Raw genomic sequence first — 24,926 nt, forward strand, 5'->3', positions numbered from 1 at the left:
TAACAAGGTGTCTGATTTATAGCCCCTGCTTATACGCCAAAAATGGCATTGGCTAAACGGAAAGTATTACAGTGTGCTTCTACAATATCCCTTACATCAGGAGAATAGCCCCCGCCCATGGCTACAACAACGGGTGTTTTTTGCTTTTTGCAATATTCAAACACCATGGCATCCCGCTGCTTGCAGCCTTCCATACTAATCTTCAGCTTGCCAAACTTATCTGTTACAAGTATGTCAACACCAGAGAGATAAAAAACAAAGTCTGGTTTAACCTGTGTAAATAACTGTTTCAGATTTTGTTCAAGCAGATTTAGGTATGCAGCATCATCAATGCCATCTGGCAATGGAATGTCTAGATCAGATTGTTCTTTGTGGAATGGATAGTTGTGTGCACCATGCATGCTGAACGTAAACACGCGCGGCTCTTGTGCAAATAAACTGGCAGTTCCATTGCCCTGATGTACATCCAAATCAATAATGAGGATTTGTTGGGCGAGTTGCTTTTTCAATAAATAGTTTGCTGCAACACCAAAATCATTTAAGAGACAGAAACCTTCGCCTCTGTCGGCAAAAGCATGATGCGTGCCCCCGGCTACATTTAAAGCTGCACCAAATTGCAGCGCATAATGACAGCAATCTATTGTGCCTTGCGTAATGATAAGCTCTCTTTGTGTAAGCGCAGGCGATTGTGAAAATCCAATCTTTCTTTGTTCTGATGCACTGAGTATTTGCTGCAAGAGTTTATCTACATATTCTGCATCATGGGTCCACAAAACTATTTCCAATGCACAAGGCGCTGGCGAGAAAATATTTTCTGCAGTGATGGTGCCCTCATGTAATAATTGCTCCGGAATCAGTTCATATTTCAGCATCGGGAAGCGATGACCTTCCGGTAGGGGATGTGCATATATGCTATCGTAGGCAATTTTAACCATTACTGTAAACGCAGAATGGAAGCGGGTGATTGAAAACGTTGGTCTGCCGGAATGATGCCATAAATAGTATCTGCTTTCTTGGGTCTGATCAATTGCAAGCCGGTAAACCTACTGAATGCAGGAAGTATGGCATATTGCTGTTGAAAATAGAAACAAGCCAAGCGCAGACTTTGTTTGGCAGATCCTTCCATGCGCACGCCTGGGTGTATATGTCCGCTGAACCAATAAAACTTGCTGCCTTGTTCCTCAGGTATCTCCGCAGTATCATGTATAAAACCAAAAGGCCCTTCGGTGTAGTAATTACTGATTACACCAATTGCAGCTTTTGCATACCAATCTGGGGATAGGATATCATGATTTCCTTTTACCAAACAAAATGCGACATGTGCAAAATCCTGACGCCAGCGTAAAAACCAGTCCAGTTCTTTATTGGCATTGCTATGAAATAAATCACCCACAGCAATTATCTTGATTGGTTGATAATAGGCGATCATTGCTGCCAACTGCTGCATATCTTCTTTGTAGACTGATTGAGGAACAGCGATACCGCTCTTGCGAAAATGACCTGTCTTGCCAAAGTGTAAATCACTTACAATGATGCTGCGTGCTTCCTCCCACCAGATAATTTTCTCTGCGTGCAGCCAGCAATGTTGGTCCCGAACGATATGGAGTACTGGTTTTGTCAAGGCGGCAAAGATAACTTATCGTGTATTGCTTTCCAGTTGTTGCTGCATGCGTTTTACCCGGTCTTCGAGCTTCTCAGAAGAGTGATGGTTTCTGTTCAGGTCATCTACTTTGATCGGAAAGCAGAACGGTGTCAACTGGGTAGGGTATTGTAATACAATCTTGCTATTTTGTATACGCATCATGGCTTCGCGCAAGCGTACTTCTTCCATTTGCTGATCAAAAACTTCTTGATAGGCTTGCTTCAATAGCAGATTGTTGGGTTCATATTCGCTAAATACTTTGAACAACAAAGACGCAGAAGATTGGAGATGTCTTGCTTTTTTCTGTTCTCCGGGGAAGCCTTGGAAAATCAAGCCACCAATCACGGCAATATCTCTGAATTTTCTTTTGGCCATCTCACTGGCATTCACACTGCGCTGAATATCTGCTGTAAGGTTTTCTGTACTGAAGAGTTCTTGAACATTACTATCGTCCACAGGAATTTGCTGATCACTCAACAGCTCAAAGCCATAATCATTCATGGCGATAGAAAAAGTGATTGGCATAATCTTGCCAATGCGATATGCGAGGATGGCAGCCATAGCTTCATGTACCAAGCGTCCTTCAAATGGATAGACAAATAAGTGGTGTTCGTCCTTCAGACTGATTTGTTCAATCAGCAATTCATTTGATTGCGGTATATGCGAGAGTTCTTTTTGTAAGTCAAACAAAGGCGTCAGCGCCGCTAACTCTATTTGTGGTGAATCGCTTTGGATAACTTCATTCAAGGTTTCCCTCAATTTCTCGCCTAGATTGGCTGTAAGTGACATGCGGCCGCCCATCCAACTGGGTACAATACTTTTTTTCGACTTTGATGGCTTAACAATCGCAGTCATATCCTTGATGCCGATCAGTTCCAAGTTTCTTCCGGCAAGTGTAAATACTTCGCCGGGTTCAAGCCTGCTGATAAAATACTCCTCAATTACACCAAGATATTTCCCATTGAGCAGTTTTACTTTCAGCATGGCATCACTCACAATGGTGCCAATATGCATTCTGTGCCGCATAGCAATACGTCTGCTCTTGATTTGATATAGCCCTTCATCAACTTCTACTTTTCTGTATTCATCGTATTGCTGCAGTGCATTGCCGCCTTGGGTGATATGTAGTAAGGTCTCACGAAACTCATCTTCACGCATCTCGCTAAAGCAATAGGTCTTTTTCACTTCTGTAAAAATCTCATCCGGCTTGAAGCCTTCGCCTGTGGCCAAAGTGCAGAGATATTGAATCAATACATCAAAGCAGAGGAGGAGTGGAGTTTTGCTTTCAATAGTGCCCGCATTGATGGCATTCTTTAGTGCAGCAGCTTCTACCAGTTCTAAAGAATGCGTAGGTAGAAAATAGATTTTACTAATATCGCCTGGTCTGTGTCCGCTTCTGCCAGCTCTTTGTAGAAACCTGGCCACACCTTTTGGTGAACCAACTTGTATCACTGTATCTACAGGTCTAAAGTCGACACCCAAATCCAAGCTAGCCGTACAGACAACAGCTTTAAGTTTCTGTGTATGCAAGGATTCTTCAATCCATTCTCGAAGTTCTCGCTCAATACTGCCATGGTGCAAGGCGATAGCTCCAGCTAAATGTGGTGCAACGGTGAGGATGGTTTGATACCAGGTTTCACTCATCCCTCTTGTATTGATGAAGATGAGCGTAGTATTGCTTTGTTCGATTATAGGAATGATACGTTCAGCCAGTTTAATGCCCAGATGACCGGCCCATGGATATTTTTCAATCGCTTCCGGTATGATGGATTCTACTGCTATCTGCTTGTCCATCTGCGCGCGAATGATCACAGGTGCTTTTTCGATAGGGGCAAGCAAACATGCTGCTGCTTCATCTAGATTGCCGATAGTGGCAGATATTCCCCAGAGAGATACGGGTTGTTTTGTAAGATGTACAATTCTGCTGATGGCTAATTCAACCTGCACACCTCTTTTGCTGCCAATCAGCTCATGCCATTCATCCACAGCAATGATGCGTAATGTCTCTAATTGTGCGGGATGCCCTTTTTGTGCTAATAGCAAATGCAAACTCTCCGGCGTAATGATCAGCACTTCGGGCATATTGCGTTTCTGCTTAGCTCTTTCACTGGTATCAGTATCACCATTGCGGATGCCTACACGCCATTGCATGCCCAGTTCGGTAATCACTTCTTCCATGGCCCTGCCAATATCCTTGGCTAAAGCACGTAATGGTGTTACCCAGAGTAATTGCAGACCGTTGTTTTTACGTTTTGCGTAGTCAGAGGGATGTTCGTTAATGAATTGAATCAAAGCACCGAGGAAAACGGAATAGGTTTTGCCACAGCCGGTAGGCGCATTTACCAAACCACTATTACCATCAACAATACTTCTCCAAGCTGCTTCCTGAAAAGGAAAAGCCTGAAAGCCTTTGCCGGCAAGCCATTGGTTAATGATGGTAAAGCCTGGTTGTGTCATTGGCCGTATAAACGCAATAATTGTTTTAAATCATCCAGTGTATTGATCTCATCTACTTTCTTGTCTTTTCGCCAGCGATGCATGCGTGGAAAACGAAGTGCTACGCCGCATTTGTGTCTCTTGCTTGCAGCAATGCCTTCGAATGCTATTTCAAATACCAACTCAGGTTTTACTGTACGCACCGGACCAAATTTTTCAACAGCATTTTGTTTCACAAATGCATCTACTTCGGTAAACTCTTTATCAGTTAAGCCAGAGTAGGCTTTGGTGAATGTAACCAGTTTGTCGCCATCTTTCACAGCAAATGTATAGTCTGTGAATAGATTGCTTCTTCTGCCATGACCTTTCTGTGCGTATAAGAGCACGGCATCAATTGTCATGGGGTCTATTTTCCATTTCCACCAATCACCCGTCTTTCTCCCGGATTGATAGACGGATGATTTTCGCTTCAGCATGAGTCCCTCTGCCTGCATGCTTCTGGAAGATTGTCGGATGGATATCAATTCCTCCCAATCTTTAAAAGCAATAGTTGGCGATATTTTCAACAAAGGCGCTGCAGCTTGTGCTACAATATTTTCGAGTATTGTTCTTCTTTTTTCCAGTGGCCATTCGCGACAATCCTTGCCTTCGTATTCTAATAAGTCATAAGCCAAAAAAGCAACGGGCGCTTCTTGTAATACTTTTTTGGTGACTTGCTTTCTGGAAATACGTGTTTGTAAAGTTGAAAAGGGTAGCAGCTTGTCATCATTCATGGTCACAATTTCTCCATCCAGTACAACGCCTTCAGGTAAACAATCTTTTAGGCTTTGTAATTCCGGAAATCGTTCTGTCATCAATTCCTCTCCGCGCGACCATACAAAGATTTCATGGTTTCTGCTGATGATTTGTCCGCGAATACCATCCCATTTCCATTCTGCCTGCCATTCATTGGGCTGGCCTAATTCACTAGGCTCAGTATCTAATGCATAGGCCAGATAGAAAGGATAAGGTCTGGAGTGATTATCCCGCGCAGCGGAAACATTCGTCAGCTCTTGAAAACTCGTGTTTGCAGGATCCCAATTGCCGCTAATGAGCAAGGCGATTTGCTCTGGAGCTAACTGCGTTACTTTGGATAAAGCCTGCACCATCATCTGCTGCGATACGCCAATGCGAAAGCCACCTGTGATGAGTTTGTTGAATAAGAAGCGTTCGCTATTGTCCTGCTGCATCCATTGATTGATGATGTACTCTTTACGTAAAGTTTCATCAGCTTTCTCCAATGCGCGCATTTCTTGTATGCAATCGGTCAGGCTTTTGTGAGGTGCATCTTTTTTTGCTTCAGGTAATAAGAGCGCAATGGTTTCTGCTAAATCACCTACAGTATGATAAGCTTCTTCGAACAACCATTCCGGCAAACCAACAATCTCCATGCACCAGTTCTTCAACTCTCTTGAGTTGGCCATTCTTTTGGGTCTTCGGCCGCTGAAGATGGCAATCACCCATACTTTGTCTGAGTCGCTTGCCTGCAGAAAGTATTGGGATAAAGCATCCAGCTTTTCATTTGTTTTGGATGAAGCGCCTAGCACTTGTATCAAATTGGCAAATGCTTTCATACAGGCTCCTCCGTATTCTTTTCTTCTTCGCCGTATTGCGTTATCACTTCTGCTGCTTCAATACCAATTTCATTCAGATACCTGCTGAAAACAGATTGAAACCCGTGCGTTACAAATACTTTTGATGCACCTGTTGCTTTCACAGCACTGAGTAAGCCATTCCAGTCTGCATGATCACTTAGTGCAAAGCCCATATCGCTACTACTTCTTCTGGCTTGACCGCGCACTTGCATCCATCCACTACAAGTAGCTGTTCTAAACCTCGGTAGTCTTTTCGTCCACGGACTATCTTCTGCACCAGGTGGCGCAATGATGACGGCGCCTTTTAAATCGGCTTTATTGGTTTCATTAGTGATACGTTGGACTACTGGCAGTTGAATGCCGTTGTTTAACAAAACCTGATGGGTATTCCAGATGGCACTGTGTACATAAATCTTATTGGTGATGGGTGAGATGGCTTGTAGAATTCGCTGTGCTTTACCCAGTGAATAGGCAATCAACATGCTGGCACGGTCTTGTTGTTGATTATTACCTATCCACGCCCGCATTTGTTCGAAAATTACTTCCTGTGACTGCCAGCGATAGACGGGCAATCCAAAAGTAGATTCGGTTATAAATGTATGGCAGGGTAGAGGTTCAAATGCGCCACTAATACCATCGTTCTCAGTTTTATAATCGCCACTTACTACCCATACTTCGCCTTTATACTCCACACGAATTTGTGCTGCACCAATGATATGTCCGGATGGATGCAGGCTGATACGCACGCCATTGATCCATACGGACTCATTCCAATCCACGCTTTGATAAGCGTACTGCCCCAATCTTAGCTGTAGAATGGGTAAGGTTAAATGATGGCAGAGATAATGTTTGCTACCAGCCCTTGCGTGATCGCTGTGTGCATGGGTAATCACCGCACGATCTACAGGGCGCCAGGGGTCGATATAGAAATCACCTGCGGCACAGTAAAGGCTTTTATCCGTAAAATCAATCAATGCCATCAGTTAGCAGATTTGGCTTTTTGGCTTCTGCATTTATCGCTGCAGTATTTTACCGATTCCCAATTTTTCGCCCAGCTTTTACGCCAAGTCATGGGCCTGCCACAAGTTACACAAAGCTTCTGTGGTAAAGATTGCTTATTGCCTTTGAAACCAGATTGTTTCATGGCTCAATAACAGGTGAGAAGGAGAATTAGTTGACAGATTTAATAGCTCCATTCAGTTTCCGAACAAAGTAAACTTTCTTGTTCTCGAAATAGTCAACGGTATTGCTGCGTTGATTCATATTGGGCTTAAAATCGTATTCATGGAAAAAGCTGAACGACTTATCTGAGAGATTTTGTTTCAGCTGACTGCCATGATACAAGAGCAGTTTGGTAAAATGATAAGTATTCTCGAAACCTCGGAAATACATATCGCTTGGGCGGCCATTGTATCTTCTTTTGTATTGTTCATTCAGGTATTGATAGAATTTGCCACTTCTCGGCAGATTGAAAGGAGTTGAGTATATTAATTCTACATCCCGACAGTCTTCCTTATTCAATTCGCGCAGGGTTTCCCAGGTAGGCATGCCAGTGATGCTGGTTTTGTATTGCTTATATGGACTCACTGTACGTACCAGCTTTAAACCAAAGGATTCATTTAAACTGCCACAAATAATCAGGTTTTCCTTTGTGCTGTCGAGCAGTGGTAAAAGATCCGGTGTTTGAAAGCTGTCGATTAGCTCTACCATTTTTATTTTTAAAGGTGCAGCAGGGGTGTTTTTATTCAGCTCAGTAAATGTTTGCTTGATTAGATCCTCACTACTGCCTTTGCGTGTTACATAAATGGTATTGTGTAGCGGAAAATAGCGTTGTAAAAAGCGATGCATGGCTTCTACATGGGTATTCAGTGTAGAATTGATCATGTAGAAGTATGGATTTTCAGCAACACCTCCATCATTTGGATAAGTAGCTGAAATGAGTGGTATACCCAATTGTTTTGCATAATCAGCCAAGGGCTTAACCTCATTACGTGTATTGAATGCGGCAATGATGAGCTGTACACCCTGCAGTTCATTTTTACTAATAATGGTATTGATAGGCTTTGTGACACTTTTGGTATCATAAAACAATACCTCAACCTGTGTCTTCTCCGCATTCAGTGAATCAATGGCGGCGATCATCCCATTGTAAAAGTCCAAGCCAGGCAATAATTGCTTGGGCAGGTAACTGTTGCCCAATTTGTATTGTTCTCCATTGAATGCAGAATCCAGATATACTGGTGCGAATACTGCAATCTTCGGTATTTGCCCAAATGCTTGATGAACTAACAAAAAGAGCACTATCGTAACCAAACGCTTCATGGAATCAAAATACGATTATTTGATTTATTCCCATTCAATGGTGGCGGGTGGTTTACTGCTGATATCGTACACCACACGGTTGATGCCTTTTACATTATTAATGATCTCGTTGGAGATGTGTGCGAGAAACTCATAAGGCAGGTGCGCCCAATCGGCCGTCATGCCATCAACAGAAGTTACAGCACGCAAAGCAACTGTAAATTCATAGGTTCTTTCATCGCCCATTACACCTACACTTTTTACTGGAAGTAAAATTGTTCCTGCTTGCCATACTTTATCATACAAACCATGTTCTTTCAAGCCCTTGGTGTAGATATGATCTGCTTCTTGCAAGAGGGTTACTTTTTCTTCTGTAATCTCACCCAGAATTCTGATGGCCAAACCTGGTCCGGGGAATGGGTGACGATACAATAATTCATATGGTATACCCAATTCCAAACCTACTTTGCGTACTTCATCTTTAAACAAGTAGCGGAGTGGTTCTACCAAGCCTAATTTCATGGTATCTGGTAAACCACCCACATTGTGGTGCGACTTGATGGTCTGAGAAGGGCCATGTACACTTACGCTTTCAATTACATCTGGGTATATGGTGCCCTGACCCAGCATTTCAATGCCTTCCAGTTTGTGTGCTTCCTGATCGAATATTTCGATGAAAGTGCGACCAATAATTTTACGTTTTTCTTCAGGATCAGTTTTGCCAGCAAGCTTGGTATAAAAATGCTCGCGGGCATCTACGCCTTTTACATTCAGATCAAGTTGACGATAAGTATCCAACACTTCCTGAAATTCATTCTTGCGCAACACGCCATTGTCTACAAAAATGCCAAACAGATTTTTGCCGATAGCTTTGCTGATCAAAGTAGCAGCAACAGTACTGTCCACACCACCACTTAAAGCCATGATCACTTTTCTGTTGCCGATGGTTTCTTTTAATTGTGCAACTGTTTCACTCACAAAATGCGCAGGTGTCCAATCGCAGCTGCAACCACAAACATGTACCAGAAAATTCTTGAGTATTTGTTTGCCCTCAGTAGAATGATACACTTCCGGGTGGAATTGTAAACCATACAAAGGCTTTGTATCAGTTGTTGTTTTTCTAAAAGCTGCTACAGGAATTGAATCGGTGGTAGCAGTTACTTCAAATCCTGATGGCAGTTCTACAATGGAATCGCTATGGCTCATCCATACTTGTGTTTTTTCCGCCACATCGCGCAGCAAAACATCTTGTTGCTGTTGTTGCAGAATGGCTCTTCCGTATTCTCTTTTATTGGATTTGTCAACACGTCCGCCAAAAGTCTTGGCAGTTAACTGTGCGCCATAGCAGATGCCCAAAACTGGGCGCTGCTGAATGAATGCAGCAATATCTACAACAGGCGCTTTTTCTTCATTTACACTGAAGGGAGAACCGCTTAGGATGATTCCTTTCAGGGAGCTATCTACTTGAAATGACTGGTGGTAGGGGATGATCTCGCAATACACATTGGCTTCGCGAACTGCACGGGCGATCAGCTGGGTGTACTGACTGCCAAAATCGAGAATCAGGATTTTTTCTGTCATGGGCGCGAAGTTAACTGAAATTTGCTCGGTGGCAAGGATGTGCAGCCTCTTTGGAAACCGTATCTTTAAATCATGCGAATAGGATTGATTGTAAGCTTGTTATTGCTTTGTTCCGCCGTTCAGGCTCAGAAAATACAGTGGCAGAATGTGGATAGCCTTTTTGGCCCCTTGCCGGCATCTGTACATGTATTTAAAACAACCACTCCGCTGGAGAAGGGTAAGGCCAATCTGGCTTTTTATGTGGTTGCAGATTTAAAAGATCCGTCCTTGGTTTTTACAACCGATACAACAGATGGCAGAAGGTTGTCGCCTGCGGGATTTTATGCCAAAAATGAACAGCCATTGGTGGTGATGAATGGTACTTTCTTTTCCTTCGAGACTAACCGAAACCTGAATCTGGTCATTAAGGATGGGAAAGTGGTGGCGCATAATATTGGCTCGGTGTATGATAAACGCGATGAAGTTTATTACTATGTAACCAGATCAGCCATAGGCATTGATGCATCAGGTAATGCGGACGTGGCCTGGATTTATTCAGATAGTGCCAAAGCACAGGCTTATGCGCTTCGTTTTCCTGCCAATCGCTGGGGTAAAACGCCTGCTCGTTCTGTTAAAGAGATTGCTGCTAAAACAGATATTCAAAAATGGTCCATGCAAACTGCGATTGCCGGCGGGCCATCCTTGATCCGTGATGGACATATTTGTATTAGTAATGAGCAGGAGCGGATGTTTCGTGGAAAGCAGATTGATGATAAGCATCCTCGAACAGCCATGGGATATACTGCTGACGGGAAACTGATTTTACTGGTTGTTCAGGGCAGGATGCCTGGTGTGGCTGAAGGGGCTAGCTTGGGAGAGCAAGCCAGAGTCTTAAAAGAATTAGGTTGTTATGAAGCGCTTAATCTTGATGGCGGTGGCAGCAGTTGTTTATTAGTGAATGGTAAAGAAACGATTCAACCCTCCGATAAAGAAGGGCAAAGGCCTGTTCCTGCAGTATTCATGATCAAACAAAAGCGTTGAGCTTAACGCATTTTTGCCCATTTCAAACACACAGGACTGGATACAGGAATGCGTTGGTCGGTATCCGTTAGCATACCTGTTTTGGAATCTCTTTTGAAGATGACAATTTCATCTGTTTCCTGATTAGCTACTAATAAGAATTTGCCACTGGGATCTATGGTGAAGTTTCGTGGTTTTACTCCCTTTGTGTCCTGATGGTTCAATAAAGTAAGCATACCACTTTTTTCATCAATACGGAATATCGCCAACGTATTAGATGTCCCTCTGTTTGATGCATACAGAAATTTACCGTCATTACTTATGTGTACATCGGCACCACCAATACTACCTTTAAATGCAGGTGGCAGGGCAGAAATTCTTTGTACACTTTTTAAACCACCATCTTGGGTTCTTCTAAATGCATGGATGTGTCCGCTTAATTCTTCTACTGCATAAACAAAAGGAGCAGAGGGGTGAATTTCTACATGCCTTGGCCCAGCACCTGGCGGAGATATGCCTGGTTGATACATTACCCATGGTTTGCCGTTTTTAGCATCAAAGCGATAAACCATTATTTTATCAATGCCTAAATCTGGTACTAATAGAAATGCATTGTCAGGTGTAAAATAAGTTGCATGCACATGCGGTGATTTTTGGCGAGTGGTATCTGGTCCGCTGCCTTTGTGCTGAATGGTATAAGCTGCTGTGTCGATACTGCCGTTTGCCAAAACTTTGAATATGCTGAAATTGCCACTGCTGTAATTGCCTGCTGCAACCCATTGTCCTGTTTTATCTGTGGCGATATAGCAGGGATGATCTCCTTTGCTGTCTCGCTTGCCAAGAAATTGTAGTTTGCCATTCGCTTTATCAAAACTGTATGCACTTACCGCGCCAAGGCCATTACCATCTTCATTAACAGCATACACAAATTTTTCATTTGGAGATACTGCTAGAAAAGAAGGATTGGAGCTATTGATACTACCGCGTTCCTGAAAACTACCATTAAGGCTGTTGAATTCGTAAACATAAATGCCTTTACTGGCTTTCTGTGTGTAAGTGCCAACAAGCAGATAGTGTTTGTTCTGAGCTGAACTGCTAAAGCAGATAAAAGCTAAGAGTATTGAAATGAAACGCATATAAGGGCTATTATAGCTTGAAATTACAGAAAGCTGCAAACAAAAAGTGCGACCGAAGTCGCACTACTGAAAGTCCTTAAACGACCCTTAAGGAGGTTCTCAGCGATGCAAAACTGCAAAATATGACTGATTTTTTGTGTCATAAATTTGTCAATGCTTAACTGTAAGCTGAGAGAATTAACATTTGAGATCTAAATAAAATAGGTGGTACCGACTTTATAGCATAGCTTTGCTTGGTCAATTTGAGTTAATCAGTTTTTGGTCAGTACAATTATATATCTGCTAAGTTTTTTCCGCCGATAGTTAGTTCAGTCCCTGCCTCTGCATTGTCTCAAGTATTTTTCAAATTTTAAATGTTTCAAAATGAACATTTACGTTTCTAATTTAAGTTATGCCGTTCAGGACGAAGACCTGAGAGGTTTTTTCGCAGAGTATGGTGAAGTTAGTTCTGCAAAAGTTATCATGGACAAATTCACTAACCGTAGCCGTGGTTTCGGTTTTGTTGAAATGTCTGATGACGAAGCAGCTAAGAAAGCTATCGCTGAATTGAATGGCGCTATGGTTGATGGTCGTAGCATTTCTGTAAACGAAGCTCGTCCTAAAGAAGACAGACCCCGTACAGGTGGTGGCAATGGCGGTAACCGTCCTCGCCCTTCTTACAACAACAGTCGCTGGTAATTTTTAGCAGTGCACATTTTTGATCCCTCCGTAGTAATGCGGGGGGATTTTTTATTGTACATTCCCTCTATGGATGCGCTGCAGCAATTAAAGCAGATGATGGATGCGCGGTTTCGCCTTCCTGATGCCGTATGGCAGGATTTTTCTGCTGCCTGGCAGCCTGTTGCTTTCAAGCGAAAAGCAGTGATTACAGCAGCAGGCGAGGTGGAGCGGTATCTCTATTTTGTAGTAGAAGGTATTCAGCGGGCTTATTATCTCGCAGAGGATGGAACGGATGTAACTGTTGTGTTTACATATCCGCCATCATTTTGCGGGGTGCCGGATTCTTTGCAATTGCAAACACCTGCACATTATACGGTAGAAGCTTTAACTGCAAGTTCCATGCTGCGCATGGGCTATCAGCAATTGCAGGATTTGATGGATCAGCATCGCTCACTTGAGCGAATGGTTCGGCTGGCTACAGCTGCGGCTTTATATGGGGTGATGCATCGTCAGGCAGAGATTATGGCTTTCAGCGCAGAACAAAAATTCACCACCTTCCTCCAGCGAAGTCCGCATTTGTTGAATATGGTGCCACACAAGTACTTGGCTTCTTATCTGGCTATTGATGCCAGCACTTTCAGTAAATTATTGAGTAGTGTACGCATATAAATCTTGGTCTGCACCAAGATTTTTGGGTTTCAGGTCCTGGAATTTTGTTCAAAATTGATCGATATGCCACAATACAGCATAGCTTCAGAACAAAAGCGATTATTAGAAATTGTACAACAAGTACAGCAGTTTATTAATCGTATAGACACACTTAGTGAATGGCAGTTATTACAGCAGCCAAGTTTTGGTGGTTGGAGTCTTGCTCAGGTAATGGAACACCTGAATGTTTATTGCAGACATTATTTACCCCTGATTGATCAAGCAATCCAGGAGGAGCGAGGTAATAGTGGTAATTACCATTCAGGTTGGCTGGGGGAGTTCTTTGCCAAACTGATGCAGCCTCTACCAGATGGAACGCTATCTAAAAAAATGCAGGCTCCTGCCAAAGCGCAACCTGTGCAAGCATTGAATGCTGTTGCGGTGAAAACTGAATTCCGATTACATCAGGAAAAATTAATGCTGTTGCTGCAAAATGCACATTTCGCCAATTGGCAAAAGCAAAGAATCCCTACTTCTCTGAGTAAATGGATCAGCTTGCGTTTGGGTGATACACTTCGTTTCTTTGTAGCGCATGAATACAGGCATTTACTGCAGATGCAACGCATATTGCTGCAAATGTCATAGCGTTTTCTTGAGGATGATTCTTGGATCGTTGATGCCTGCTTTAATTCTGCTGGCAATTAGTAAAGCCCGCTCAATTTGTTTGTCTGTAGATTTTACCTGTTGTACCAGATAGATTAGGCTGCGTCTTTTGCCTGGAGTAAAGGCTTCGAAAATGGCTTTGGCTCTTGGGTCTGTTTGCAACACTTCATCCAATACCTCAGGCATCGCGAATTGATGCTCGGTGTTGTCTTCCTCAAATTGTATAGCTACCTGATCTCCTGTTTTTAAATGCAGTTTTTTCAATAAGGGTTTACTGAGGTGTACATAAAAATCTCCCGACTGAGTTGGCTGAACAGCAGCGTGAATGGTTTCTGCGCCAATGATGCAGACAAGCCTTTTAGGCTTACCCATTTTGGCTACTTGTTTTGCAGGAATGATGGCACCATGAATGCCTGCATAAATATGTTCTATTCTGTACTTAGCCATGCATGCATGACAATTCAAATGCGTATTGGTTGACAAAAAAAGGGAACAGTAATGTTCCCTTTCGGTTGAATATCTTTTGAATAATCTTTATTCCCAAACCAAAGCACTGGCACCTAGAATGGCGGCATCCGCTTCTTTCAGGTCGCTGAAAATCAAATTCACCTTATTCCTGAAAATAGGGAGCACATTTGCTTCCATGGCCAACCTCGTTGGTTTAATCAGCATTTCGCCTGCAGCTGTAACACCACCAAATAAAACGATGGCTTCAGGTGAGCTGAACATTACGAAATTAGCCAGAGCCAATCCAAGTATATTGCCTGTGTATTCGAAAACTTCCTTGCATAAGCCGCAGCCCTGCATGGCAGCATCGTATATAGCTTTGCTATCGATATCTTCTGCTTTGATTTTGCGTAAAGGGGTATCTACATCAGGATTTTTTTCCATTAATTCCAAAGCAGTTAAGCGCATGCCTGTTGCACTGCAATAGGCTTCTAAGCTGCCCTTCATGCCGGTACCCCAATGCTCACGGCCATCTGGAATTACAGTAACGTGACCAAGTTCGCCTGCAAAACCATCATGGCCATAGACGAGTTGTCCATTCACGATGATGCCGCTGCCAACACCCGTTCCCAATGTGATTACGATAAAGTCTTTCATGCCCTTGGCAGCACCATACATCATTTCACCTTGCGCTGCAGCATTGGCATCATTGGTGAGGATTGCGGGTATGCCAAATTTTTCGTTTACGATAGTCGCAATGGGCACAATGCCTTTCCACTTAAGATTGGGCGCATATTCAATAGTGCCTTTGTAGTAGTTGCCATTGGGGGCGCCCATGCCAATACCTTTAATCTTATCGATACCGCCAACTTTTTCAATCATGGGCTGCAGCTTTTCGTAGAGTTCTTCCACGAATGTGCCTACCTGCTCATGGTCTGTTGTACGCATCCTGTCCTGATACCAGATATTACCACGCTTGTCTACTAATCCAAATTTGGTATTGGTACCGCCTATGTCTACACCTATGGCAAAAGAAGAAGGTTGTTCTGTCATATACTTCAAATTCAACAGGTAGTCATGCACTACCTGTTACTGTGAAAAATCTATTAATGTCCTCCTCCGATTTGTTTATCGAAATCAAGTCCCTGGCTCTTAAGTACACTTTTCAGCTTGAGCGCTAATAAAGCCAGTAAGCCAAAGCATGCTGCAGCAATCAGGTAACTCTTATGCAATCCTAATACGCCATCGCCAAAAGCTCCCTGCAATGGAGGAATAACTGCACCACCCAAGATCATCATGATCAGCAGGGCAGAGCCTTCGCTAGTGTATTTGCCCAATCCACCAACACCCAATGAGAAGATGCATGGCCACATAATTGAACAACACAGACCGCCTGCAATAAACGCGTATACTGACACAATACCTGTGGTAAATGAACCAATCAGCATGGCTACAGCGGCAAGAACAGAAAGTGTAAGCAAAGTTTTTACCGGCTTTTCTTGACCGTAGAAGAAAGCAGCAATGGCAATAGCAATGCAAATCGCATAAGGGAGCAAATTGCTTACATCGCTACCGTGTAAACTGTTGGCTGCGAGTACCACTGCAAATGCGATGAATGGAACAACGATGGTCGCGATTCTTTTGCTGGCTGCAGAAAGGTTAAACACAGAGATGGCTCCGGTCCAGCGACCAATCATCAAACTACCCCAATACAAGGAGATATATTGTGATATCTGGCTTTCATCCAAACCTGTTTCGTTGAAATAGCCCGGTTGCTTTAACAGCGCACCAAAATTGTTATCGATGGTTACTTCAACACCAACATACACGAAGATGCCGATCATACCATAGATCAACTGTGGGTATTTCATGGCACCCCAGCCTTCACTGGATTGTTCAGCCTTGCTATTACTGTAGAAGAGAATTAATATAACAACTAGCATAATGGCAATCAGTAACCAGAGTTTGGGTACTTCTGTAAACTGTCCAACTGCGATGATACCCAAGATAAGCAAGGTCATTACGCTCAAGGAGCTGGCCGCTTTGCCGGCTTTTTCAAATGGTTCATTGTTCTTGCCTTCCGGTAGTTTGGAGAACTGGAAGAATAATGCAACAGCTGCAAATACCACTGCAACAATCAGGTATAGATTATTGATGTTTTTTACGGTTACTTCTACATCAGAAGATCCTACTGAGCCAAATAGGAAAAAGCTGACGATGATTGGTCCGAGTGTAGTACCTAATGAATTCACTCCACCACCCAGATTCAACCTGTGTGAACCTGTTGCGGGGTCGCCAAGTGCGATGGCAAATGGCTGAGCGCAGGTTTGCTGGAGCGAGAAGCCTAGCGCCACAACGAATAATGAACCCAAAATGGCATTGAATGAATTGGCGTTGGCTGATGGGATGATCAGCAAAGCGCCAACCACAGAAATGGCCAGACCATAAATAATGCCCTTTTTGTAGCCAATATGGTTTACAATATCATAGCCCAAGAAATTAGAAAGAATAAACAGGATAAGCGAGCCGATGAAATAGGCGCCATAGAAAGCAGAGCCTATTAATTGCGACTGTAATTGAGTGAGCTCGAAATGGGTTTTACAGAAAGGAATCAAGATACTATTAGAAGCAGCAATGAATCCCCAAAAGAAGAATACGGTAACGAGTGTAGTTAGCGCGCCCTTGTTGGTTTCTTGGGTAGCAATGTTCATGGCGATCGTTGGTTTGATTTTGAATGCTGAAAGTATAAAAAATTATGCTATGAAAATTTTTATCCTTCCATTGCAAGTAATTGTTTTTCATCCTATCTTGACACCTGTAGCTGGTTTTTCCCCTAAACATTCATTATGGAAATTGTACACATCAGTGCAGAAGCATATCCCATGGCAAAAGCAGGTGGCTTGGGCGATGTGGTAGGTGCTTTGCCAAAGTACCAGACAAAAGCAGGGCATGTGGCCAAAGTAGTGATGCCCATGTATCGTACTAAATTCTTGTACGATAACCAGTGGGATGTAGACTTTAAAGGAAAAGCCTGGCTGGGCGACTGGCAATTTGATTTCACCATAATCAAACTCTCGAGTAAGGATCTTGGGTATGATTTATTTCTGGTAGATATCAATGGGCTGCTCGATAGACAAAAAGTATATGGCTATGATGATGATGCCGAAAGATTCACGGCTTTTCAGATAGCTGTACTGCAATGGATGGTGCAGTGGCAGCATGTTCCGGATATTGTGCACTGTCATGATCATCATACAGGCCTGATTCCTTTTATGATGAAACACTGTTATGCTTACAGAAATAAGTTAAGCAATGTGCCCAGCGTGCTTACCATCCATAATGCACAATACCAGGGTTGGATGGGCTGGGATAAAAGCAAGTACATACCTGAGTGGGATAGCTGGCGCTGGGGCGATCTGGACTGGGCCAATAGTATCAACCCACTTGCTAGTGCGATTAAATGTGCCTGGCGTGTTACTACGGTTAGCCAGAGCTATATGGATGAACTTCGTTACAACAGCAATGGATTAGAGGCTTTGTTTGAGTATGAAAAGGGGAAGTGCAGCGGTATTCTGAACGGTATTGATTATGATGTCTGGAATCCGGCAGATGATAAATATTTGACGACACATTACGATACCAATAGTATTCAGAAAGGTAAACAGGCCAATAAAGAGCAGCTCTGCGAGCGCTTCCGATTGGATGCATCCAAGCCTTTGTTTGTATTTATTGGCAGACTTGTTGGAGAAAAAGCTGCTGAAATACTGCCCGATACCATTGCGACAGCCATTCATCAAAGTGCAGGGGCGGGACAGTTTCTGGTGCTGGGCAGTGGTGACCCAACTGTAGAAAGACAGCTGAATGACCTGAAGTTCGATTCATTTGTTGCACAGCACTATAATTGCTATATTGGATACGACGAAGCGCTAAGCCATGTGATGTATGCCGGGGCTGATTTTCTACTCATGCCCAGTCGAGTGGAGCCATGTGGCTTAAATCAAATGTATGCACTCCGTTATGGTACAGTACCCATGGTGAGAAGTACCGGAGGTTTACAAGATACAGTAGTGGATATGGGTGATTGGGAAGGCTTTGGTATTCGTTTTACACATGCTACAACCAGCGACCTCCTCCATGCAATTGGTAGGGCTTTGGAAGTGTATGGCGATAAAGAACAAATGGATAGAATGCGTCAGTACATGATGCAGATTGATCACAGCTGGGAAAGCTCAGTTAATGCTTACCTGCAGTTGTATCAATCCTTAAAAGCTTAAATAGTTTTTCAAATCATATAACAGGATATTATGCAGAATATTTCAAGTCAGGTACTAGCAGTGATTTTGGGTGGAGGAGCAGGTACTCGTTTGTACCCACTTACCGCAAGCAGATCCAAGCCGGCTGTTCCGATTGCCGGTAAATATCGTTTGGTGGATATCCCCATCAGCAACTGTATCAACTCCAACATCAACAGGATGTTCGTCTTGACGCAGTTCAACTCTGCTTCACTCAATAAGCACATTAAGAATACGTATCAGTTTTCCGTATTCAGCTCGGGTTTTGTTGACATCCTTGCTGCTGAGCAAACACCTGATAATCCAGGTTGGTTTCAGGGCACCGCTGATGCAGTAAGACAATCTCTTCGCCATATTTCTAATCTGGATTTTGAGTATGTACTCATTCTGAGTGGTGATCAGTTGTATCAGATGGATTTCACAGACATGCTGGCCGCACACAAAGAAAAGGGAGCTGATATCAGTATCGCTACTATTCCGGTAGGCGACAGAGATGCGCCTGAATTTGGTATCATGAAAACAGATGAAGCCAATAATATCACTGCATTCGTAGAAAAACCAAAGAAAGAAGTGCTTGGCGAGTGGGTCAGTGATACTGGTGCAGAAATGAAGGCACAGGGGCGTCATTACCTGGCATCTATGGGTATTTACATCTTCAATAAGCAAGTGCTGAAAAACCTCTTGTTGGAAGTACACCCGAATGCAACAGATTTTGGTAAAGAAATCATTCCTAACTCTATTGAAAGCGGTAGGGTTGTTAGCTTCCAGTATGATGGTTATTGGACAGATATCGGTAATATCTATTCTTTCTATGAAGCCAACCTGGCACTGACTGATGAGATTCCTCCATTCAACCTGTTCGATAATAATAAGCTCGTGTACAGCCGTGCACGTATGTTGCCTCCGGCCAAAATAAGTGGTACTACTTTAGAAAGGACAGTCATTGCTGATGGCTGTATCATTCATGCTTCCAGACTGGAGAATTGCGTAGTAGGTATTCGCTCCAGAATTGGTCATGGTACAACGGTTGTAAGCACCTATATCATGGGTAACGATTATTACGAAACCATAGAGCAAATGGCTGAGAATGTGAGTAAGGGTAAACCGAAAATCGGTATCGGTGAGCGCTGCTATATCAAAGATGCGATTCTGGATAAGAATTGTCGTATTGGTAATGATGTTCGCATCAACGGCGGTAAGCACTTGGAAAACACAGATCATGCCCTTTATGCCATTAAAGATGGTATTGTTGTAGTGAAGAAAGGAGCAGTACTTCCGGACGGTTTTGTGATCTAATCACACACCCAAAAAACTAATTAAGCATCTCGTAAGGGATGCTTTTTTATTGTACTTTTAGACATCATGTAATTTGTACATATTCAATCGATTGCTATGGCCCTTGGACAAGCCCCCAATAACACTTCATCCGCCAATAAACCCCTCTTAAGTTTCTGGCAGATTTGGAATATCAGTTTCGGTTTCTTAGGTGTTCAGATTGGTTATTCTTTGCAGAATGCCAATACCAGTCGTATCCTCTCCGCTTTGGATGCTGATCCGCATCACCTGAGTTTGTTCTGGCTGGCAGCTCCCTTAGCCGGATTGATTGTCCAGCCAATTGTTGGTTTGTCCAGCGATAAAACCTGGACCAAGCTTGGCCGTAGAATTCCGTTTATTCTGGGCGGTGCCATTGTCTCAGCAGGAGCCATGTTCTTTATGCCCAATTCAGAACACTTTGCCGCTTTACTGGCTCCATTGATCTTTGGCGCCACCATGTTATTGCTCATGGATACTTCTTTCAATGTAACCATGCAGCCTTTCCGTGCTTTGGTAAGCGATATGGTACCAGATAGCCAGCGAAACAAAGGCTATTCTATTCAAAGCTTTTTGATCAATGCCGGTGCAGTAGTGGGTTCACTCTTGCCGTTTATTTTAACCAGCATCGGTGTAGCCAATGAGCCTGCTGAAGGACAGAAAGTGGCACCTACGGTTATTTGGTCGTTTTACTTTGGTGGTGCTGTATTGTTGTTAAGTGTGTTGTGGACATCCTTCCGTACCAAAGAATATCCTCCCGAAGAATATGCGAAGTACAATAACATCTCAACAGAGCAGGAAGAGAAGAAAAGCTTTATGCAATTGCTTGCCAATATTCCCACAGCTATGTGGCAATTGGCAGTAACCCAATTTTTCTCTTGGTTTTCTTTATTCCTGATGTGGGTGTATACTACGCAAGGTATTGCACAGCATATCTGGGGTGTAACGGATCCAAAATCAAAAGAATTCAACGAAGCAGGTAACTGGACAGGTGTGATCTTTGCAGCCTACAGTGTATTTGCGGCTTTGTACTCTTTGGTCTTAACACCGCTTGCGGATAAGTTTGGCAGAAAAAATACTTATGCGGTGTCTTTGCTGGCAGGTGGTTTGGGATTGATTTCTATGGTATTTATTGAAGACAAGAATCTCCACTTTCTTGCAATGGTAGGTGTTGGCGTGGCTTGGGCGGCTATTCTGGCCATGCCTTATGCTATTTTATCTTCATCGTTGCCCGCAAAGCAAACCGGTGTATACATGGGGATATTTAATATCACCATTACTGTTCCACAGATAGCTGCAGGGTTATTAGGTGGTGTGGCATTGAGTTTATTGAACGAACAAGCCATTAACGTGATTGGTTTGTCTGGTGTGTCTATGTTGCTGGCAGGCATTTTTGCAAAACTTGTAATCAAATCTGAGTAATAACTTTGTATAGCAGTCCCCCGGCTTCACTTAAACCCATAATCATGAAAAAAATTCTCTTTTCTGTTTTAATGCTGACCGGTGCTTATACTTCGCAGGCACAAGATTTTGATGTTATCATAGCAGGCTCTAAGCCTGATGCAAACAAGTATCTGGAAGGGTACCTAAGACCATTCGGTGAAGGCCAGATTTATAACATGGCTCGTGGCTGGAGCAGTACAGCAAAAGCCCATAAATTTCTAGGATTTGATATCTCAGTTAATATGCAGGCGGCAATTGTGCCGGATAAGTTGCAGACATTTAATTTCCGCAACAGCGATTATTCTACCTTCTCTTTAGCAGGAGGAGCTACGAGTACAAATCTGCCTACTTTCCTTGGTGGTAAAACAACACAGGATATCAATGTAACCACTACTATAAACGGTCAAACAGCCAGAACAACTTTTCGTGCGCCAGACGGTATTGGTCAGGATATGAAAGATGCTATTGGCTTTGTAGCAGTGCCTCTTCCTGTGGCACAGGTTGGTATTGGATTTATTAAGAATACTGATATCAAAGTGCGCTACTTTCCACAAACCAGTTTTGATGGGGTAAAAGTAGGTGTGTTTGGTGTGGGTTTGCAACATGAGTTTTCTTATTTGCCGATTATTAAAAAAGCACCATTCCTGCGCTTGGCTGGTTTATTGGCCTACAATAAAGTAAGCTCAGAGTATGATTTGTCTGATGGTGGATTATCTGGTAGTAATCAACGTGCGCAAGTAGATATTTCAGCTTTAACTATTCAGGGTATGGCTTCTGTGAAGTTTCTGATTTTTGAAGTATATGCTTCAGCCGGCTTTATTGCTGGTAACAGCAATATTGGAATTAAAGGAAGTTATACGGCAACTTATACTGGTCCGCCACCAGCTAACTTACCTGTTACATCAACCATTGTGGATCCTGTGGATTTGAAGTATACCCAAAGTGGGTTTACCAATACTTGGGGGCTTCGACTTAACCTCGCATTCTTGAAAGTGTATGCCGATTATACTTTTGCAAAGTACAATGGAGCAGGCGCTGGTATTGCATTGAGTATTCGTTAAAAACAATCATATGTTAGGGAAAAGAGCAGGCATTATCTTGTTGGCATGTTTGCTAACAGGGGGGCTGTATGCCCAAATCAGTGTATATCCAACCAATTGGTGGGTGGGTATGAAGTGGAATAAAGTGCAGTTGCTAATCAAAGGCAGCAGTAAAGATTTTGCCGCTTCCAAATTTAGTGTGAATTATCCCGGTGTGCAATTGAATAAAGTATACCAACTGGATAATCCATTGTATATCGCAGCGGATATTACGATTAGTCCTGCTGCAAAACCGGGAATAGTGAATCTGGAGTTTGCCGGTAAACAAGGCAAGCAAACTGTTTCGTGGGAGTTGAAACCACGCCGTGCAGGTAAGGGAACAGCATTTGCGCAAGGTGTACAACAGAAAGATTTTGTTTACCTCATCATGCCCGATCGTTTCCGTAATGGAGACTATAGTAATGATCGTATTGCTGGCTTGCGCGATCAAACCCTGAATCGTGATTCTGTGTATCACAGACATGGAGGCGATATCCAGGGTGTTATTGATGGTTTAGATTACTTGCAGCAGCTGGGTGTAACAACAGTATGGATGACGCCTGTGCTCGAGAATGATATGCCCGACAGAACAGAGCATGGCTATGCGATTACCAATCATTACAAAGTGGATCCTAGGCATGGCGGTAATCAAGCGTATAAAAAATTAAGTGATGAACTGCATAAGCGCGGCATGAAATTGATTCAGGATGCGGTGTACAATCACGTTGGTGTGGAACATGAGTTTGTTATTGAACAGCCAACAAAAGATTGGTTGAATCAATGGCCTCAGTATACCAATACCAATTATAAGGATCAGGTATTTTTTGATCCCTATGTGGCACCTTCTGAAGCAGCAATCATGGAAAAGGGTTGGTTTACCAAGCAAATGCCTGATCTGAATCACAACAACCCCCTGGTAGCTAATTTCCTGATTCAGCATGCACTTTGGAGTGTGGAAGAATTTGGTGTAGACGGATGGAGAATAGATACCTATATCTATAACAATCTCGCTTTCATGAATCGTTGTAATAAAGCTTTACTCGATGAATATCCTAAGATGACCATGTTTGGTGAAACCTGGGTGCATGGTACAGCCAATCAGGCATATTTTGCAGACAACAATTTTCAAACTGCATTCAAGAGTAATCTTCCGGGTGTAACAGATTTTCAAACGCTCTTCTATGGGATACTGCCTGCTTTGAATCAGCCATTTGGGTGGACAGAAGGGGTGAATAAGCTCTATACTACATTGAGTAATGATTTCCTGTATAAAGATCCTTCTCTGAACTGCATATTCCTGGATAATCACGATTTGAATCGTTTCTTTTCAGAAGTGAAAGAAGATGTAGGTAAGATGAAGATGGGATTAGCCTGGCTGCTGACAAGCAGAGGTATTCCGCAAATGTATTATGGAACAGAAGTGCTGATGAAAGGAGAGAAGAATCCGAATGATGGTTGGGTGAGATTGGATTTCCCGGGCGGCTGGAAGGGCGATCAAAAAAGCGCTTTCTCCGGTACCGGTTTAACTGCTGACGAACTAGCTGTTCAGCAGTATACAGCCAAGTTGGCGAATTTCAGGAAGCAGTCGAGTGCGATCACAACCGGTAAAATGATGCAATATCTGCCCGTTGATGGTCTGTATGTTTACTTCCGGTATGATGCAAAGCAGACTGTAATGTGTGTGATGAATACTGCGGATAAAGAAATGAAAGTAGACTTTGCAAAGTATGCTGAAAGAACCAAAGGATTCAGTAGTGCAAAAGATGTGGTAACAGGAAATACACTTGGTAGCAGTTTTAGTATTCCTGCCAAGCAAATGTGGGTATTGGAACTGAAATAGATGAATACAACCTTACATAGAAAAGCCCCGCAATCGCGGGGCTTTTCTTATTTGTATCGTGATTAGGTTATAAAGAGAACTTCCACATAAATGCGGCACCCTCCTTGCCCCAATCTTTGATCGCTTTCTGCATATCATTACTCATTTTGGCCCAGGTGGTTTTCTTGCCTTTCTGCACGGGGTTTAATTGTGGACTGGTAGGCGTGGTTAATTCCACCTTGGTGGCAAACCATGTAACGGCTAATCTGGGTACAGCCAAACCGAGAATCATACCCGGCAAACCGCCAAAGCTTTCGGGGCCGCTGCTAACCAATATTTGATCTGTGTAGAAAGCAACGATATAAACGGAGTCGCAGATTTTGGTTACAGCTTTTCTACACTCAAAACCAGCAATCTCTCTGGTTTCTTCTGTAATACGCCATTCAAGGTTGCGCGCACTATCCTGTAAAAGATAGGTTTGCTCAAACACATCTCTTTGTATCGATACTTTCTTATTATTCAAGTCCTGCACCAATACATCGGATTCACTAGGCTTGGCATTCCAGAGATATTTATTATCTGTATTCTCTTTTGCCAATTTATACACAGACTTATCGGTAGTAAACTGCAACTCAAATACGTCAGAAACAAATTTGGGTATGGTTTTCTTAAGCTCTTTTATCCACTCGTTGTCGCCTTCAGCATCCAATGCGCGGTGCTGATTGGTTTTTCTTTCATACTCAATTCTGCCACTACCGATAAACCTTGATTGTGCACTACTGATAAGTGCAGTAAAGAGACATAATGAAATGAATAAGTATTTCATAATAAGCTT

At 43.0% G+C, this 24,926-nt stretch carries 22 protein-coding genes; 9 read left to right on the forward strand and 13 right to left on the reverse strand.

The genetic code is table 11. The features are described from left to right. Window positions 1-29 precede the first annotated feature (29 nt). The 8 genes from J0L83_02040 to guaA all read right to left on the reverse strand — a co-directional run bounded on the left by J0L83_02040 (window position 30) and on the right by guaA (window position 9,594). The gene (locus J0L83_02040) at window positions 30-872 is read right to left on the reverse strand and encodes a histone deacetylase (protein MBN8663322.1); all 843 of its coding nucleotides are present in this window, start codon (window positions 870-872) and stop codon (window positions 30-32) included. Window positions 873-934: 62 nt separating this feature from the next. After that, a complete protein-coding gene (gene pdeM / locus J0L83_02045; protein ID MBN8663323.1) occupies window positions 935-1,621 on the reverse strand; it encodes a ligase-associated DNA damage response endonuclease PdeM in 687 nt (228 codons plus the stop codon). Between the two features lie 15 nt (window positions 1,622-1,636). Next, window positions 1,637-4,099 (reverse strand): ligase-associated DNA damage response DEXH box helicase, encoded by a 2,463-nt coding sequence (locus J0L83_02050; GenBank protein ID MBN8663324.1) that lies wholly within the window; start codon window positions 4,097-4,099, stop codon window positions 1,637-1,639. Then, window positions 4,096-5,691, reverse strand: coding sequence for an ATP-dependent DNA ligase (locus tag J0L83_02055; protein ID MBN8663325.1), 1,596 nt, complete (start codon window positions 5,689-5,691; stop codon window positions 4,096-4,098). The genes J0L83_02050 and J0L83_02055 overlap by 4 nt, the downstream gene beginning before the upstream one ends. Next, window positions 5,688-6,692: a ligase-associated DNA damage response exonuclease gene (locus tag J0L83_02060; protein ID MBN8663326.1), complete on the reverse strand. Its 1,005-nt coding sequence runs from the start codon at window positions 6,690-6,692 to the stop codon at window positions 5,688-5,690. The genes J0L83_02055 and J0L83_02060 overlap by 4 nt, the downstream gene beginning before the upstream one ends. Beyond that, complete coding sequence (locus tag J0L83_02065; protein MBN8663327.1) at window positions 6,692-6,856, reverse strand: DUF2256 domain-containing protein; 165 nt, start codon at window positions 6,854-6,856, stop codon at window positions 6,692-6,694. Before J0L83_02065 ends, J0L83_02060 begins: the two co-directional genes overlap by 1 nt. 26 nt (window positions 6,857-6,882) lie before the next feature. Beyond that, the gene (locus J0L83_02070) at window positions 6,883-8,034 is read right to left on the reverse strand and encodes an ABC transporter substrate-binding protein (protein MBN8663328.1); all 1,152 of its coding nucleotides are present in this window, start codon (window positions 8,032-8,034) and stop codon (window positions 6,883-6,885) included. A gap of 24 nt (window positions 8,035-8,058) precedes the next feature. Continuing rightward, the gene (gene guaA / locus J0L83_02075) at window positions 8,059-9,594 is read right to left on the reverse strand and encodes a glutamine-hydrolyzing GMP synthase (GenBank protein MBN8663329.1); all 1,536 of its coding nucleotides are present in this window, start codon (window positions 9,592-9,594) and stop codon (window positions 8,059-8,061) included. 72 nt (window positions 9,595-9,666) lie between these two features. On the opposite strand from guaA, the gene J0L83_02080 reads away from it, so the two are divergent. Further along, the gene (locus tag J0L83_02080; GenBank protein MBN8663330.1) at window positions 9,667-10,614 is read left to right on the forward strand and encodes a phosphodiester glycosidase family protein; all 948 of its coding nucleotides are present in this window, start codon (window positions 9,667-9,669) and stop codon (window positions 10,612-10,614) included. 2 nt (window positions 10,615-10,616) lie between these two features. Here J0L83_02080 and J0L83_02085 read toward each other — a convergent pair whose 3' ends face one another. Continuing rightward, window positions 10,617-11,729 carry a lactonase family protein gene (locus J0L83_02085; GenBank protein ID MBN8663331.1) on the reverse strand — a complete coding sequence of 371 codons (1,113 nt, stop codon included), beginning with the start codon at window positions 11,727-11,729 and terminating at the stop codon, window positions 10,617-10,619. A 363-nt stretch (window positions 11,730-12,092) separates the two neighbouring features. Between J0L83_02085 and J0L83_02090 the strand changes: the two genes are divergently transcribed. The 3 genes from J0L83_02090 to J0L83_02100 all read left to right on the forward strand — a co-directional run bounded on the left by J0L83_02090 (window position 12,093) and on the right by J0L83_02100 (window position 13,682). Continuing rightward, a complete protein-coding gene (locus J0L83_02090) occupies window positions 12,093-12,407 on the forward strand; it encodes an RNA-binding protein (protein MBN8663332.1) in 315 nt (104 codons plus the stop codon). A gap of 69 nt (window positions 12,408-12,476) precedes the next feature. After that, window positions 12,477-13,058: a Crp/Fnr family transcriptional regulator gene (locus J0L83_02095; protein ID MBN8663333.1), complete on the forward strand. Its 582-nt coding sequence runs from the start codon at window positions 12,477-12,479 to the stop codon at window positions 13,056-13,058. A gap of 63 nt (window positions 13,059-13,121) precedes the next feature. Next, a complete protein-coding gene (locus J0L83_02100) occupies window positions 13,122-13,682 on the forward strand; it encodes a DinB family protein (protein MBN8663334.1) in 561 nt (186 codons plus the stop codon). Here the strand turns inward: J0L83_02100 and J0L83_02105 are convergent. The 3 genes from J0L83_02105 to J0L83_02115 form a co-directional block, all read right to left on the reverse strand. Continuing rightward, window positions 13,677-14,147, reverse strand: coding sequence for a YdeI/OmpD-associated family protein (locus J0L83_02105; protein MBN8663335.1), 471 nt, complete (start codon window positions 14,145-14,147; stop codon window positions 13,677-13,679). The two genes, J0L83_02100 and J0L83_02105, sit on opposite strands and share 6 nt — an antisense overlap. A gap of 87 nt (window positions 14,148-14,234) precedes the next feature. Then, window positions 14,235-15,200 carry an ROK family protein gene (locus J0L83_02110; protein ID MBN8663336.1) on the reverse strand — a complete coding sequence of 322 codons (966 nt, stop codon included), beginning with the start codon at window positions 15,198-15,200 and terminating at the stop codon, window positions 14,235-14,237. A gap of 53 nt (window positions 15,201-15,253) precedes the next feature. After that, window positions 15,254-16,858 (reverse strand): MFS transporter, encoded by a 1,605-nt coding sequence (locus J0L83_02115; GenBank protein MBN8663337.1) that lies wholly within the window; start codon window positions 16,856-16,858, stop codon window positions 15,254-15,256. Window positions 16,859-16,993: 135 nt separating this feature from the next. Here J0L83_02115 and J0L83_02120 point away from each other — a divergent pair, with 135 nt between their 5' ends. The 5 genes from J0L83_02120 to J0L83_02140 all read left to right on the forward strand — a co-directional run bounded on the left by J0L83_02120 (window position 16,994) and on the right by J0L83_02140 (window position 24,112). After that, the gene (locus J0L83_02120; GenBank protein ID MBN8663338.1) at window positions 16,994-18,421 is read left to right on the forward strand and encodes a glycogen synthase; all 1,428 of its coding nucleotides are present in this window, start codon (window positions 16,994-16,996) and stop codon (window positions 18,419-18,421) included. 30 nt (window positions 18,422-18,451) lie between these two features. Continuing rightward, complete coding sequence (locus tag J0L83_02125) at window positions 18,452-19,735, forward strand: glucose-1-phosphate adenylyltransferase (protein MBN8663339.1); 1,284 nt, start codon at window positions 18,452-18,454, stop codon at window positions 19,733-19,735. 96 nt (window positions 19,736-19,831) lie between these two features. Continuing rightward, entirely contained in the window at window positions 19,832-21,172 is a 1,341-nt protein-coding gene (locus J0L83_02130; protein MBN8663340.1) for an SLC45 family MFS transporter, read from the forward strand. Between the two features lie 44 nt (window positions 21,173-21,216). Beyond that, window positions 21,217-22,254 carry a hypothetical protein gene (locus J0L83_02135; GenBank protein MBN8663341.1) on the forward strand — a complete coding sequence of 346 codons (1,038 nt, stop codon included), beginning with the start codon at window positions 21,217-21,219 and terminating at the stop codon, window positions 22,252-22,254. Between the two features lie 10 nt (window positions 22,255-22,264). Further along, window positions 22,265-24,112, forward strand: coding sequence for a glycoside hydrolase family 13 protein (locus tag J0L83_02140; GenBank protein MBN8663342.1), 1,848 nt, complete (start codon window positions 22,265-22,267; stop codon window positions 24,110-24,112). A gap of 67 nt (window positions 24,113-24,179) precedes the next feature. Here J0L83_02140 and J0L83_02145 read toward each other — a convergent pair whose 3' ends face one another. Beyond that, on the reverse strand, window positions 24,180-24,917 hold the full coding sequence (locus tag J0L83_02145; GenBank protein MBN8663343.1) for a GLPGLI family protein: 738 nt from the start codon (window positions 24,915-24,917) through the stop codon (window positions 24,180-24,182). Window positions 24,918-24,926: the final 9 nt, after the last annotated feature.

The sequence above is a fragment of the Chitinophagales bacterium genome, assembly GCA_017303835.1.
GTDB lineage: Bacteria > Bacteroidota > Bacteroidia > Chitinophagales > Chitinophagaceae > JAFLBI01.